This window comes from Alistipes onderdonkii (assembly GCF_025145285.1).
Classification (GTDB): Bacteria; Bacteroidota; Bacteroidia; order Bacteroidales; family Rikenellaceae; genus Alistipes; species Alistipes onderdonkii.
This window is the reverse complement of sequence record NZ_CP102251.1, coordinates 2,850,921-2,866,037: the sequence shown is the minus strand read 5'-3', so window position 1 is coordinate 2,866,037 and position 15,117 is coordinate 2,850,921. Positions and strand designations below refer to the sequence as shown.

At 52.2% G+C, this 15,117-nt stretch carries 10 protein-coding genes and 3 pseudogenes; 7 read left to right on the top strand and 6 right to left on the bottom strand.

The features are described 5' to 3' along the window. The first annotated feature begins 112 nt into the window (after positions 1-112). The gene (locus NQ559_RS11640; RefSeq protein WP_083923909.1) at positions 113-1,270 is read left to right on the top strand and encodes a competence protein CoiA; all 1,158 of its coding nucleotides are present in this window, start codon (positions 113-115) and stop codon (positions 1,268-1,270) included. Here NQ559_RS11640 and NQ559_RS11635 read toward each other — a convergent pair. From NQ559_RS11635 to NQ559_RS11610, 6 genes and pseudogenes are all read right to left on the bottom strand, one after another. Continuing rightward, positions 1,236-2,936: a fimbrillin family protein gene (locus tag NQ559_RS11635; RefSeq protein ID WP_018697508.1), complete on the bottom strand. Its 1,701-nt coding sequence runs from the start codon at positions 2,934-2,936 to the stop codon at positions 1,236-1,238. The two genes, NQ559_RS11640 and NQ559_RS11635, sit on opposite strands and share 35 nt — an antisense overlap. 64 nt (positions 2,937-3,000) lie before the next feature. Beyond that, on the bottom strand, positions 3,001-4,794 hold the full coding sequence (locus NQ559_RS11630; RefSeq protein ID WP_018697509.1) for a fimbrillin family protein: 1,794 nt from the start codon (positions 4,792-4,794) through the stop codon (positions 3,001-3,003). A 34-nt stretch (positions 4,795-4,828) separates the two neighbouring features. After that, a complete protein-coding gene (locus tag NQ559_RS11625; RefSeq protein ID WP_018697510.1) occupies positions 4,829-5,716 on the bottom strand; it encodes a fimbrillin family protein in 888 nt (295 codons plus the stop codon). A 20-nt stretch (positions 5,717-5,736) separates the two neighbouring features. Next, positions 5,737-6,624, bottom strand: a complete 888-nt coding sequence (locus tag NQ559_RS11620; protein ID WP_026318683.1) for a FimB/Mfa2 family fimbrial subunit — start codon at positions 6,622-6,624, stop codon at positions 5,737-5,739. 16 nt (positions 6,625-6,640) lie between these two features. After that, positions 6,641-7,735 (bottom strand): DUF3575 domain-containing protein, encoded by a 1,095-nt coding sequence (locus NQ559_RS11615; protein WP_026318684.1) that lies wholly within the window; start codon positions 7,733-7,735, stop codon positions 6,641-6,643. 216 nt (positions 7,736-7,951) lie between these two features. Next, positions 7,952-8,719 (bottom strand): annotated as a pseudogene (locus tag NQ559_RS11610) (helix-turn-helix domain-containing protein); the annotation flags it as partial. A gap of 24 nt (positions 8,720-8,743) precedes the next feature. Here NQ559_RS11610 and NQ559_RS11605 point away from each other — a divergent pair. The 6 genes and pseudogenes from NQ559_RS11605 (at position 8,744) to NQ559_RS11580 (ending at position 15,091) form a co-directional block, all read left to right on the top strand. Further along, positions 8,744-9,106, top strand: coding sequence for a WYL domain-containing protein (locus tag NQ559_RS11605; protein ID WP_083871083.1), 363 nt, complete (start codon positions 8,744-8,746; stop codon positions 9,104-9,106). 321 nt (positions 9,107-9,427) lie between these two features. After that, positions 9,428-10,558 (top strand): annotated as a pseudogene (locus tag NQ559_RS11600) (DNA methylase); the annotation flags it as partial. Positions 10,559-10,735: 177 nt separating this feature from the next. Beyond that, positions 10,736-11,863: pseudogene (locus NQ559_RS11595) on the top strand (helix-turn-helix domain-containing protein). A gap of 200 nt (positions 11,864-12,063) precedes the next feature. Further along, positions 12,064-13,122 (top strand): DUF3575 domain-containing protein, encoded by a 1,059-nt coding sequence (locus NQ559_RS11590; protein ID WP_018697516.1) that lies wholly within the window; start codon positions 12,064-12,066, stop codon positions 13,120-13,122. 15 nt (positions 13,123-13,137) lie between these two features. Then, on the top strand, positions 13,138-14,028 hold the full coding sequence (locus tag NQ559_RS11585) for a FimB/Mfa2 family fimbrial subunit (protein ID WP_026318685.1): 891 nt from the start codon (positions 13,138-13,140) through the stop codon (positions 14,026-14,028). Between the two features lie 31 nt (positions 14,029-14,059). After that, the gene (locus tag NQ559_RS11580; protein WP_026076624.1) at positions 14,060-15,091 is read left to right on the top strand and encodes a fimbrillin family protein; all 1,032 of its coding nucleotides are present in this window, start codon (positions 14,060-14,062) and stop codon (positions 15,089-15,091) included. Positions 15,092-15,117 lie beyond the last annotated feature (26 nt).

The window sequence follows — 15,117 nt, the reverse complement described above, 5'->3', positions numbered from 1 at the left end:
ATTAAGACGACGATGATTCACTCCGCAAAACTTGCTCGTTTCGTTCGGATTCGCTATATTTGGATTGATGTAATATATCCGAGATCATTAACAATCCTTATACATTTCTACAATGCCTTTACGTGCTTATATAGAAGACAAAGAAATTGTTTCCATCGATCTTAATGACGAAGAATGGAGTGCTTTGAAAGCCCGTCTTAAGGCCAAAAAAACCGTCTTGATACTGCCGTGTTGCGGACAAGAGGGCTTTTTGAGAACGAGCAGCAAAGGCCTGAAGCATTTCGTTCATCTGAAATCTGCAAATCCATGTGATTGGAAACCCGAGTCTGCAGAGCATCTCAAAGCGAAAGTCGCTATCATGGAGGCATGTCGGGAGCAAGGATGGGATGCCATCCCCGAATTTTCCGAAGCGGATTGGAGGGCGGATGTTTTGGCTGTACAGGGAGGTAAAAGGATTGCTTTCGAGGTTCAATGGAGCCGGCAGACTTATGAAGAAACCCGCCTCCGGCAGGAACGGTATAAGGCATCGAACGTAAGAGGTTGCTGGTTTTTCCGCATAGCCCCCAAAGAAATGTCGGATTATGACAAAACTTTAGTTGCAGACAAAGAGACTCCTGCGTTCAAAATATTCAAGGACGAAAATTCAAACATACTTGCCCAAGTAGGGAAAGTTCAAATGCCGTTAAAAGCATTGATAAGTAATTTACTGGCGCGTAAGTTGAAATTTTGCGAGCATATCAGATCAGCGCCCAAGCAGAAGGTTACTATCATCTTTTTTGAAATGAAATGCTGGAAGTGCGGGACGCTGCAATACTGCTATACGGTAGAGCCAAGTCTGAAGAGCGTCTGCAACTGCGATTTCGATGTGGAGCGGTCTTCGTGGGACGATCATGATATAGACAAGCATCCTGGGGTCTATGCCGCGGTACAAGATTTCTTACAGACGGAAGAGGGGCGACAACTCAAGGTCGGCCTGGTAAAAAAACGGTATAGCCGGACGGTTGCCGATAGCTACCTATCGCACGGCTGTTATTATTGCGACGCTATTTTCGGCGATTTCCATCTCATAGAAGAAAAGTTGTATGCTTTCACTGGAGTCTATATTATTATTGACAATGCCTTGATGTCAAAACCTATATGGTGGATTCTCCGTGTGTTCCATCACGTCCTCCTTTCTTTATTGGGGTTATACTTCGGTTCTTTCCGTTGCGGGCGGAACTTTTTCCGCCCGACGTTTACTGCTTCCTCAAGGTGGGCAATGCTCCGGTGAGTTCGTAACGCCACTCTGAACCTGCGTTCTGCAAGGCGGTGTTCATGGCATCGACGGCTTTCTGCCAGGTAACGTCAGTGCCGTCTACCTTCGTGACTTCGGTGTCGGTGCCTACCTTATTGTAGCCGATGCCTTGTTCCTTATTATTCTTCCAGTAGCAGGCGGTCACGGTGGTGGAGTTATATCCACAAAAGCCGCCGATATACACATTGACGGTGCTACTACCTGTACTGGTTACGTTGCCCGTGGCATAGCTGGCAAGGATGCGGCTTCCTCCGTTGAATCCCACCGCACCGCCGACATCGATATTATTTATGGGGGCTATTTCTAAGGTCACGTTGCCCGTGGCATAGCAAGCGGTCATGGTGGCATTCGAATTCGTCTGACCTGCCACGCCGCCGACATCGACCGTTCCCTTCACTGTGGCCGAGGAACTGCATCCGGTGATGGAACCGCCCCATTGAGCCCCCACCACACCGCCGACGTACACCGTGCCGCTGACGCTGCCCGACACCGAGCAGTTTTCAATGGTGCCCCAGCTATATCCTACCACGCCGCCAGTACAGCCAAACATGTGATTGCTTGTTATCTGTATGCCTTCCATCACCACGTTCTTCACCATACCAGCTCTATTGAGATAGCCGAACAGACCCACAAATTGGTCATTTGTCGTAACGGTCAACCCCGTGATGGTATGGCCGCCGCCGTCGAAAGTGCCTTTGTATGAGTTATCGAAGCTTGTGCCTATCGGCGTCCAGCCTTTGCCCGTCAGATCAATGTTTTTGTCGAGGGTAATGTTAATGTCGGTCTTACCTCCGTTCACTAATTCGGCTACATTCATCAGGCCATCGGCGGAGGTCACGGTGTAGCTGCCGTCGCTCTCTATGGTATAGCCCAGGTCTTTTGCCGCAGCGAGGGAGACGGTGTAGGTATATTCACCGCCCGCCTGCCAGTCGGTAGCATTCTTCATCTTATAAACGAAGGTTTTGCCGTTAGTGAAGGTGCACGTAATGAAGGTCCTGCCAGCTGCCACACTTTGCGGGGCTACGAGGGCGATGTAGGTGTTGCTGCCCTTGTCATACGGGGTGATTTTATCTGGATTGTCATTCTCGGTGGAGAGACCCGTCAGCTGCACGGATGCCAGCCCCTCGGTGTAGTCCGTCAGAACGACGGTCACCCGCGCCGTGCGGTGGGTGAAGCGGAGCGTGGGGCTACCATAGGTCACCGTCTGTCCGTCGGCTACGATGAGGTCGCTGCCCTCGAAGTCTTTCCGGGCACTTTGGTTGGCTTTTACCTTCACAGCAGAAGGGGTTGTCTCGCCCTCGGTGTAGGGCCACCACGCTGTGACGGTGATGTCGTTGTGGTTGGTCCAGTAGTACGGGTCGGTGGAGGTCAGCGTGGCGCTGGTGGGGTCGGCGGTGGAGGGCGTCACGTCGTACGTCTTCACCATGCCGTCCATCAGCACTGCCACGCTCTGCACACCCTCCCAATTGCCATCCGCGGGGGCACGGGTGCCGGCGATGGCTTTCGCGGCGGGATTCAGCCCCGTGGCGGTGAAGACGATGGGTGTGCCTTCCGCCCCTTCCGGCAGAAAGCCCGCTTCGTCCTGCGTGCAGGCGGCGAGTGAGAGGGCGAGCGCTGCAAGTGCAAAAAATCTTATCCTCATAATATCTGTTGTTTTATTACTCTGGTTCTTTCCGTTGCGGGCAGAACTTTTTCCGCCCGACGGTTTACTGCTTCCTCAAGGTGGGCAATGCTCCGTTAAGTTCGTAACGCCACTCTGAGCCTGCGTTCTGCAAGGCGGTGTTCATGGCATCAACGGCGTTCTGCCAGGTAACGCCAGTGCCGTCCACCTTCGTGGCTTCGGGGACGATGCCTTCCTTATTATAGCCGATGCCTTGTTCATGATTGTTCTTCCAATAGCCGGCGGTCACGGTGGTGTAGTTATCTCCCAAAAAGCCGCCGATATGCACATTGCCAGTGCCACTACCCGTACTGGTTACGTTGCCCGTGGCATAGCAGGCAAGGACGCTGCTTCCTGCGTTGAATCCCACCAGACCGCCGCCAAGGATATTATTTATGGGGTCTATTTCTATGGTCACGTTGCCTGTGGCATAGCAAGCGGCCATGGTGGCACCCGAATTCGTCTCACCTGCCACGCCGCCGACCTGGACCATTCCCTTCACTGTGGCGGAGGAGCTGCATCCGGTGATGGAAGCCTCCCATTGAATACCCACCACACCGCCGGCGCATATCGTGCCGCTGACGCTGCCCGACACCGAGCAGTTTTCAATGGTGCCTCCCCAGCTAAATCCTGCCACGCCGCCGGCATAGCCCAACCTGTGATTGCATGTTATCTGTATGCCATCCATCACCACGTTCTTCACCGTGCCAGCTTTACCGAGCCTGCCGAACAGACCCACATATTGGTCATTTGTCGTAACGGTCAGCCCCATGATGGTATGGCCCCCGCCGTCGAAGGTGCCGGTGTATGAGTTATAAAAGTTTGTGCCTATCGGTGACCAGTCTTTGCCCGTGAGGTCGATGTCGGCGGTGAGGGTGCAATTTATCGATCTGTCTTTTTGTGCGGCTTCGTTCCATGCCAGCAGGCCGTCGGCGTTATAGACCGTGTAGGTATTGGTGTTGCTATCGTAGATGTAGCCCAACTCGGCTGCACCACTCTCGCCGCCGCCGTCAGCCCAATCACCGATGGTGCAACCCTCTAATGTCAAGCCAGTGGCGTTCACCTTAACGGTATATTTATAGCGGTTGCCCGCTTCTAATACGACGTTGTTCTGTGGACGGAAGTAGAAGGTGCCGCTGCCGAGTTCCACCCGGATGAACGGCTTGCCTGCCGCAACGGTCTGCGGGGCGGTCAGTGCCTCGTAGGTGTTGCCGCTTGCGTTGTAGGTCTTGATGGCGGTCGGGTTACCGTTATCGGCGGACAGGCTCACGAGGCTCACCGTGGCACCGTCCACGCTCGTGAATCCCGTGCCGGGCTTCAGTTCGATTGTCACGCGTGCCGTGCGGTGGGTAAATTCAAGAGTCGGGTTGTTAAATTCCACCTTCCGGTTCTCAGCAGAGATGAAGTCGCTGTTTTGGAAGTCAGCCAGTTTGCTTTGGTCTTCGGCCACCTTCACGGCAGGCATCTGTGTGATGTCGGCATTGTTGAAGGGCCACCATGCCGATACGGTAATCGGGTCGCGGCTGGTCCAGTAGTACGGATCGTTCTCGCGTGAAAGCGTGGCACTCTTGAAATCGGTAGAAGCCGTTACGGTGTATTCCTTTACCGCATCGCCCATCTTGAGTGCCACGGAAGTGACGCCCTGCCAATCGCCGTCCACAGCGGCACGAGTGGAAGGGGCTGCCAGCGGCGTTGCTTCTACGGACAGTCCGGTGGCACGGATGACGACGGGGTATTCACCTTCGGGCAGACGGTTATCGTCAGCAAGTTCGTCCTGCGTGCAGGCGGCGAGGGCGAACAGCAGTGCGGTGGCTGCGGGGATAAATAATCTATGTCTCATAATTCTTTATTCTAATCGATTAATTATTAAAATCCTACAGGTCAGCACCCACATCTCCACCGTCTATATCGTTCCACTTTGCAATGGTGGCTTCGCTGACTTCAAGGACTTTGTTGCGTACCTTGACGGTATAGGTATAGTTGTTGCCCGCCAGCAGTGCGCCTTCGGGCATGGTGAGTGTGGCATGATATTCCTGACCTTTGTAATTCACAACCAACGGCAGGGATGCAACTGTCTGCGGGAAGAGGATGATCGATGACGTGAGATTGCCGTCTGCCAGATTCATGGCCAGTTCTCCGGTCTGTACTCCGTTGTCTGCGGTGGCAATACCGTCGGCCGTGTTGAACGTACCGGTGAGTAACAATCCGTCCAGCGTGTAACGTTCAGGCTTGACCACGCTGAAATCCACGCCGTCGCCCGCCTCGAAGGTAAGGGTTATCCGGCTCATGCGGTGGTGGAAGGAGTTGTCTTCACCGCCTTTGGCGGTTTTGTCGGTAAAGCTTACTACCGGGTTGTTTTTGTCTCCCGTGGCTCCTGAAGCAAAGAGGAAGTCGATGGCAGGCTTGTTCTGCTGCGCCGTGGCATCGGTCGTGGCTGCGAGGATGCCTCCCGCCGCGTTGTACGGATAGTAGGCGCGGAAAGTATGGGTCTTTGTATCTTCGATATAGATAACCTTTCCTTCTGCCTCAAATTTCCCGTTTTTCAAGATGAAAGGCACGTTGCCGTACTGGGTGTCGTTGCCGATGTCGGTGATGCCGATACGGTCGCCGTTGTCCCAGGTGGTTCCGCTGGCGCGGGTGGCGGGGGCGATGTTGGCGGTAAACTGGGCGGCCACGGGGGCACCGTTCAGGTTCTCGTTGTCGTTGTTGCAGGCTGCCAGTGCGAGGGCCAGCGTCGCAAGTGCAAAAAATCTTGTCTTCATTATATCTATAATTTTATTAGTTACAAATCGGCATTTACATCATCACCTTTCACTTCTTCCCAGCCGTTGATTTCGGCTCCGTCCACTTCCATGCCTTCGGGAGTCTCAACCAGCGTTCCGCCGAGGGTCAGCGATGCGCCCTTTCTGGTGTTGAACTCCTTGAGAGCTTCTGTGAGGTCGCTTTTTAGCGTGGTGGGGGTCGGGTTGCCGTCGGCATAGCGGATTTCAGCCGTCAGCAGTTGTTCCGTACCAGTCACACCCAGCAACCGCACCGTGGCTTTCCACTTGCCGGCATCGTCACCTTCGGTTATCTTGGTGAAGGGCAGCACGACGTTTGAAGCGGCTCCGTAGGTATCGGTAGCGAAGTCGAGTGTTCCGGCTGCACCCGTCAGATGGGCAACAATCTCCGTGATGCGTCCAGCGGCATCACCCGTAGGTTCGACGACAAGCGTCAGTTCGCGTACCTGCTGCTTCATTGCGGCGGTCAGCGGATAGTCCTTGTCTTTCTCGATGGTCACCTGTTTCGTATAGGTGAAGAACCATCCAGGGGCATTGTTCACAAAGGCATCCGTGCCTGCCCGGTTTCCCGTGGCTGCGGCAATGGTGGCGGTGGTACCATTTACCGTGATTCCTTCAGCCGGGTTCCACACCGCAAGGGTGTAGCTGCCCGGAGCAAACAGATGGTCGGGGGCATGGGTGGCGGAAGTCTCCGTACCCGTATAGTCGCCCATGGTGACCGTCCATGTGGCAGGGATGTCGATACCTTCACCGCGGGCCGACCAGTCGGCTGTCACCGCAATCTTCCCGTAGTCGGGGTGCGGCGTGTCATAGAGCGTGTCCTTCACGCAGGAAGAGAGCAGCACGGCGGCTGCCATTCCCATCATATTTATATATTGTCTTGCTTTCATATTCTATTCCTCCGTGTTAGAATAACTTCCATACCAATGTCACACCGGCATTGATGGGGCCCCACCAATCTTTTGTCTCGTTGCCGCGGCGTACACGTACACCGTCGATGACTTCATATTTTTCGAAATCGGCATTCAGGTAGCCCAAACCGAGGTTGAAATCAAGAGCCAGTGCCTTGTTCAGCCGCAGCTGGTAGCCGGCGGTGATGCCGCCACCCATCAGGTCGCCCTGCTTGCCTGTTTCGGAGAGCTTGTAGTTGAACTGTCCGGCCTTGAACAGCGCGCCCAGATACCAGGCTTTCTTCTCACCCATATAGTAACGCACTTCCGGAGCCACTTCCCAGAGTGCATAGCGGCGGTCTTTATCATTCCAACTCCAAGAAGTCCACGAGCCGTTTACGGCAATGCCCCATGACGGGCAGATGCGCCATTCAAGTCCTAAATCTGGTGTTAGGGTAGCCCAGCGCAGCAGGTTGGCACGCAGGGAGAGATGATAATCAGTTGTGATTTTGGTTTCCGACGGCGTGTCGGCAAGTGTATTTTGTTGAGCGGCTTTCTCGGCTTCTGCCTTTTCAGCGGCAAGTCGGGCTTCTTCCGCCTTGCGCTGCTCTTCGGCAAGCCGTTCCTGTTCGGCACGCTTCTCGGCTTCCAGTCGTTCGGTTTCCGCCTTGCGTCGTGCTTCCGCATCCGTCGCGGCAGTTCCCTTTACCGGTACCGTCAGGCGCACGGTGACAAAATCACCCTCAGTCGCATGGTTGCGGGTAATGAAATTCTCCTCTTTTATTTCCGCACGAATAATCAGTTCGGATTTCACACGGTTGGCACGGATCTTCGCCGTGGCAAGGTTCTCGGCTTCACTGCCCAGTGAATTACAGTAGCCGTCAACCAATAGCGGCAGCTTGCCGTCAAGAATTGTGGTTTTGTTGTTTTCGATACATTCCAACAGACGGGCAAGTTCCGTGTCATTGCCATTCCAAGGCACGTAGAACATGTCCTTCTGCGGAACGAACCGGAAGGTGTAGGTCGTGTCTGCTTTCTGCTGCGCAATGACAGGAAAAGTTACCGTCATCAGCCACAGAAACAGGGTGAGAAAAGTGATTTTTCTGCTCATATAAACTTGAATTTATTATCTTTGTCTTCTCCAAAGGTAATAAATGCCATTCAGCGCCCAAAATATTACAAAAACTTTTTCTGTTGAAATACAGCGTTTTATAAAAATTGTCGTTTGAGCACTTTTCAAATTGTCGTTTGAGCACTTTTTTGTCGAATTAGCACTTTTTGAAAATGGGCTTCTGAGACCTTTTTCATCGGCTTTTTACCACACAAATTATTCCAGATTTGCTTTTTTCCACTTGGCAGGCGTACATCCTTCCTTCTCGGTAAATGATTTGATAAAGTTACTGCGGGAAAGAAAACCGGAAGACTCAGCCAGCTTCTGTATATTGATTTCCGGATGCTCCTTCAGTATGTTTTTCGCATACTCCAACCGGAGACCGGTTATCCATTCGCGGAATGTCATTTTATACGTAGTCTTGATATAAGCGGAAAGATAGGTACGGTTCGTATGAAGTATTTCGGACAGTTCTTTTATGGTAAGTCCCTGCTGGACATAGCCGTCTGTCTTTATCCAGTTGTCCACCTTCTCTATAATTTCTGTATAGGACACTGGAACTTCCTCTTCTGAAACCATTTCGGGTTCAGTTCCCGAATTTGTCAGAAGTTCTTGTTCAGATTGTATATCCTGCTCAAACGCATTTTCCACCTGTTCATAGAACAGCAGGTAGTTCTGATAGCTGTAGAAAAGATAGCTGTAGAACGGTATTGACGACAAAATCCAAATAAAAACATATTTGTTAGGCAGGAATGTCAGCAATCCGCATCCGACACCGAAGATAACAGTCCAATAGGTAAAGGTGGACAGCCATTCTATATATGCCCCTATATCATCTGCATGCGTGTCATCGAAAATCCTGACGGCTCTGCGGTATGCGACAATGACCCTGCGGGCCAGCACAAGCCCGTAAATCACCAGCCATGCTGCCAAAGCCAGCAATGCAACATTCTGCACGGCGCCACCCGGCAGCAGCAATAATAACTAAAACTATTCGGCGTAGAGCGTATTTCCAACTTTCAGATACTTGCAGATACTTTTGAAAGAGACGAAACCATCGACATCGCCAATCTGTTCAAAGACTGTTTCGGCATTTGGAATCAGGAGGACATTCCGGTAGAGGATATAGTCCTTTCATACAGTGCTCTCGACGGTCGTTTCCTGAAATCGGTTCCGCTGCATCATTCGCAAACCATCCTTACCGATACGGAAAATGAATTCAGAATAAGCGTCCGGCTTCGAATTACAAACGATTTCGTGATAGAGTTACTCTCCAGAAGCACTTCGTTAACCGTTATAAAACCCGCTTCATTACGCCGCAGAGTCGCGGAAATATATGAAAAAGCATTGCATCGCAATATGGACAAATAATATGCAACAGCCCGAAAAGGGGACACTTAGTTAGTATTATGTTTCGATATTTTTGTTATCTTTATCTTGTACTGCCTGTTGCAGGCAATGCAGACATACATAACACGGGAAAGTGTTTGGCTTTATTCTCAGGTAACGAATCTGACAATTCAAAACAAGTAGAGAATAAGCTGATATCCTTACGTCTCAAACAGGCGTGGGCTGTTGCTTATTTATACTTGTGGGCTTTGTCAGAGCCTGTTACCTTAATTCCACACTTGAACCAATAGCGTGGAAGGAGTTGCTCTTTACAGTTATCGCCGGTTGTCAGCTGCAAACAAGGAGGATGGACGGGGAGTCAGGGCGGGCAACGAGATTGCCAAGCATTTTGCCGGTAACAACGTGGACGTCATCATCTATGCCGTGGAGAAGTCGCTTGACAGCTACAAGTTCAACCTGCTGCACTGCAAGCAGACGTTCATCTCGCAGTTGAAGTCCGGCGCGTTGGGAGCGCGTACCATCGACGAGGGGGCTATGGACGAGAAGTCGGGCATGAACTTCTCGGAGTACATGGCGTTGCTCTCCGGCAACACCGACCTGCTCGACAAGGCGAAATTGGAGAAGAAAATCGCATCGCTCGAAGGGGAACGCAAGTCGTGGGGCAAGGGCAAGCGCGATTCGGAGTTCAAATTGGAAGCCAAGACGGGGGAACTTCGCAACAACACGGCGGTCATCAATGCCATGACGGAGGACTGGAACCGTTTCCTTTCCGTCGTCAAGACCGACAAGGAGGGCAACCGCCTGAATGCGGTCAAGGAGGACGGCGTTTCTTCTTCGGATGAGAAGGTTATCAGAAAGCGTTTGCAGGAGATAGCCAAGAACGCCACGACGGGCGGACTGTACAATCCTGTCGGAGAACTTTACGGTTTCCCGATAAAGGTGGTCAGCGAGAGGATGCTCAAAGAGGGGCTGGAGTTTACCGACAACCGCTTCGTGGTGGAGGGGAACTACAAGTACACCTACAACAACGGGCATCTGGCGATGGCTGACCCGGTGGCCGCCGCACGCAACTTCCTGAACGCACTGGAGAAGATACCCTCCACCATTGACCAGTACAAGGCGAAAAACGAGGCATTGGAGAGGGATATTCCGCAGTTGCAGAAAATAGCGGGCAAGGTATGGAAAAAAGAAGATGAACTGAAACAGTTGAAGTCCGAACTTGCCGCGCTCGACCGCAAGATACAGTTGGAGCTTGCGCCGCCCGTGCCCGAAGTCGCCGAAAAGGAGAATGACGGGCAGGAGGTCAAGCCGGATACGGAAGGTGTACGGAACGTACCGTCACAACCAACCGAAGATGCTCCGCAGATACGCAGCCCGGCGAATGACCGAAGTCCGTCTGGGAATTTCATTGCCGATCATATCGTTATCGGACGGGCGGGATTCGTATGCAAACCGAAAGGAATAAAAATGTGAACAAGTGTGCGGATATGTGTGGCAGGATTAGGGATATATCATCCCTTTTCCTGCCTTTTTTCATCAATATGCCATAGTGGCAAGGGAAATAGGGTGTTGAAAGTAAATCGTCACGGCAAATCCGCCATATTTTCAGTATTTTTGCTAATTTTGCAATAAAATAGTTAGGCATAAAAAATGGAACCATCTATATACAGTTATTCACTTTGCATTGCGCTACCGTTGATGTCGTTCTTCGGCTTTTATTTTTTGCTGGCTTCAACCCCGGGAAAAGCCATTTTCAATAATTATCTGCGTTCCCGGCGAATTATGGGGGTAGCCATACTGTTACTTGCAGCCAACTATTCGGTACATTTCTTTTTTGGAATCAGGTTCAAGAATACCGATGCCGCCATCCTGATGAACCTGTCCACCTATTTTTTGTGCTACTGGCTGTTCAGTTCGGCCCTCACCACTCTGCTTGACCGCTTTTATATCACCAAACGTAGGTTACGGACACATATCTGTCTATGGATACTGTTTTCCATCCTTTCCGGCATCGTTCTGCTGTTGTTACCCAAAGGTGGTTTACAGACAACGGCGATGTTTGCCTTGGCCGCATGGTTGGTTATCTATGGGCTGTTCCTGACCCGTAGGCTTCTCCGGGCCTATCACAGGGTCATCCGCATTTTCGATGACACCCGTGCGGACGATATCGGTGCCTATATCAAATGGCTCTCCATTTTCACCTACTGGGCTATCATATTCGGTGTGGGATGCGGACTGCTTACTTTCCTGCCTGATGAATACATCTATATCTGGATTCTGTCATCGGTACCGTTCTACATTTATCTCTTCCTTTGCTATCTGAACTATCTGCTGTTTTACGAACAGGTGGAAAACGCGATGGAGGATGGCATGACTTCTGAAGAGGAAGACCTGTGTGACACACACAAACCGGGAACAGGCACAGAGGCAGGATACCCCTTTTTCCATGCCGAAATAGCGAAAAAAATCAAAGGTTGGATCGATGCGGACGGTTATATCCGGCCCGGCCTTACCATAAAGGAGCTTTCAGATGTGCTTCATACCAACCGCACCTACCTGTCCGGGTACATCAAAACTACGTATGACATGTCGTTCCGCGATTGGATTACCGGACTTCGTATAGAATATGCGAAACGTCTGCTTGCGCGATATCCGAGGTTGACGATAGCCGACATCTCCGAGAAATCCGGTTTTTTGTCACCAAGCCATTTTATAAGGCTGTTCAAGGAAAATGCAGGCTGTACCCCTGTTAAATGGAAGAAAACAGAGGCAGAATAATACGGTGTGTGTGGATGGGGAAAATAGCCCAAGCGACAAAAAATAGCCTGAACGACAAAACCCAAAACGTTCTAAATCACAAAGATGTGCGATTCTGACAATTGAGACATTTTTTATAGGCAAGAATCGGGCTGAATTTAAATCTTTTCGCTTATTTTGTATGTCAAGTCTGGATTGGAAATTTAAAAAGCATATAAAAAATGAGCAAAAGAATCCTATTCTTCATTTTGTTTTCGTGGCTGGCATCGGCAGCTTTTCCGGCTTTTGCGCAGCAGAAAACAGACACAGTTTACACCTTCCGCTTCGTGCCGCAGAAGGACATGTTCTATGTGCCATGGAACGGTAATGGTCAAGAACTTACGCGCCTTCTAGAGTGCATCGAAAGTAACAAACCGGACATAGTGGAGGGACGGCTGCCTCTTTACGTGGACGGATACTGTAATTCCGGCAAGTCGGAACGGGCAAGCCTTGCCATTGCGAAGATACGTTCCAACCGTGTGAAATCAGAGTTGATTACCCGGAAAGGACTGCGTGAAAACAACTTCATCACCCGTAACCATGCCTCGGATGGCGACTTCGTGACGGTGCGTATCATACTGCCGAAAGAGAAAGTGCCGGCTATTGTGGAGGATACACATCCCGGTTACGAGGAAGAAAAGGAACAGTCACTCCGTGAAAACGACAAGGCTACAGAAACAATCCAAGACGCAGAGGAGACAAAGGCATCCTTCGGACAGGAAAATCAGCCTGAATCCGTACTGCCGGCATCATCCACAACTTTGGGATTATCACTGCGTGCCAACCTGCTGCGTTGGGCGACGTTCACGCCCGACCTCGGCATCGAGTGGCGCATCAACCCGTCATGGGGAATATCCGTGAACGGATCGTGGACTTCGTGGTCGTGGAATGAAAAGGACAGAAGATACGCCCTTTGGGAAGTGGCTCCCGAATTCCGCCATTATATAGGTAAGGAGAAGCGTGGCTACCTTGGGGTAATGTTCAAGACCGGGCAGTTCAATTATAAGCTCTCCGCGACAGGTAAACAGGGAGACCTTACGGGTGGAGGCATCACCGGAGGCTACCAACTGAAATTGAACAATGCCCTCTCGATGGACTTCTCCTTAGGGTTGGGCTATATCCATGCCGACTATGACAAGTATGTGGTCATCAACGGCGTGAGGGTAAGGCGCGGCAGCGAAACAAAGAACTGGTGGGGCCCCGTCTCGGCGGGTGTCACCCTGGTGTGGAACATCTTTTAGCGGAAAGGAGGAACAATGAATACAACGACAATCATACGACAGATAAAGGAATATATGGGAGCATACGGAAAGGCTTATGCCTTATTATATCTAATAGGTGCGGTGACCATACTGACCTCGTGCGTGAAGGACGACCTCTATGACACGCCGCACCCCGACCGTGGGGCGGTGGTCGTAACCACGGACTGGAGCGGAAAGAGCACCGAGGCGGACATACCGCAGGCATACACACTGCGCATCGGCGGGAGGGAACAGAACGTGAGCGCGGCGACCAACGTGTTCGACGCGCTGCTCGCGCCCGGTGGCTACGGTCTGACGGTGTACAACTCCCCGAAGGGGGTTAGTATCGACGGAAACAAGGCAACGGTGAATCCGGTGGATCTGACGGGTGCAATAGAGCCGCACCCCGGCTACCTCTTCGCCTCGCACCAGGACATCAGCGTCGTGGCGGACGACACCCTGCACGTCACCGCCCCGATGAGACAATACGTGCGCAGGCTCGACATCGAACTGACCGCCACGGAAGGCGACTACAGCCGTGTACAGTCGGCTACGGCAACGCTCTCCGGCGTGGCTTCGGCAGCGGATATGGCAACAGGCGACCGGAGTGTAGCGGCACAAGTAACAAACGCTTTCAGGCAGGACGACAACAAGTTCACAATCTTTTTCCGACTGCTCGGCATCGTCCCGACGGAAACGCATACGCTGACGGTGGACATCACTTTCAACAACGGTGACACGCAGCGGGTAGTGAGCGACCTTACCGAGGCCATAAGGGACTTCAATAACGGCACCAAACCGGTTAAACTCACGGGTAATCTGCTTTTGCCCGTAGAGGCCGGGGTAACGGGCGCAACCATCACGGGCTGGAACGAGGTAGAAAGCGGCAATGGGGATGCTAACTGACGATAAATATTTTAATCAAAAAAACAAGATTATGACAATGAACATGAGGTTTTTCATTATTGCAGCAGCGGCAACGCTATTGGCTGCGTGTACACAAGAGAACGAGGTACAGAACAATCCGGAGGAAGCACGAATCACGGCAGGCGTGAGCGGGCCGAAGACCCGTGCTGTGGACAACGGGTGGAACGCCGACCGAATCGGCGTGATGGTGGTGGATGCCCCTGGCACGACCACGACCATGGGCGGCAAGTACAAGAACGTGGGATACGCGACCACGAGCACCGGCACCAACGCGGACTTCACCCCGATGACGGCGGGTGGCGGCATCTTCTTCGAGGACGCTTTCCTCGAGTTTACTTTTGCCGCCTACGCGCCTTACGCATCGGGCGCAAACGCCTCCACCCTGCCTGGTACAGACGGGAAGATTACGGTAAATACAAGCAACCAGCCCACGACCACGGAACAGGAGAAGGTGGACTACATCCATGCCACGGGAGCCAAGGCCGATAAAGACAGCCCGACCGTCAGCTTCACGGACAACACCGCCGCGGGCGGCAGCGACTGCTCCTTCAAGCACAAGATGGCCCGTCTTATCCTCAAGGTGCAGGTGTCGAACACCGACGGTTTCGACGACACTGCCGTGCTGGAATTCGCCGACTACAAGCTGGGCGGCCTGGTTCACGAGGGAACGTTCGATGTGAAGACCGGTACCGCCGCGACCGCGGGCAGCGTTGTGAGCGACTGGATGTTACGCCAGTGCACCGGTGCCCCGAAGACGGCCACGGACAAGTGCGTGGCAACCTTTGACGCCGCCACGGGCGTGATGACTTTCACCATGATCCTGCTCCCGCAGACACTCGCCAACGCTTTGGTGCTTGAGATATCTCCCGATGACGGGGAATACCAGAGCTACTCCAACAAGGACATGATCAAACCCGCGTTGGAGGCCGGTTATTCTTATACCTACACCATCACGGTGAAGAAGACGGGGCTGACCCTTAGCGGAAGCACCATCGAAAACTGGAACGACGGTGGTAGCCACGCGGGTGATGCAAAAATGTAGTGTGTCTGAAAGCCACTGCCGTGCAT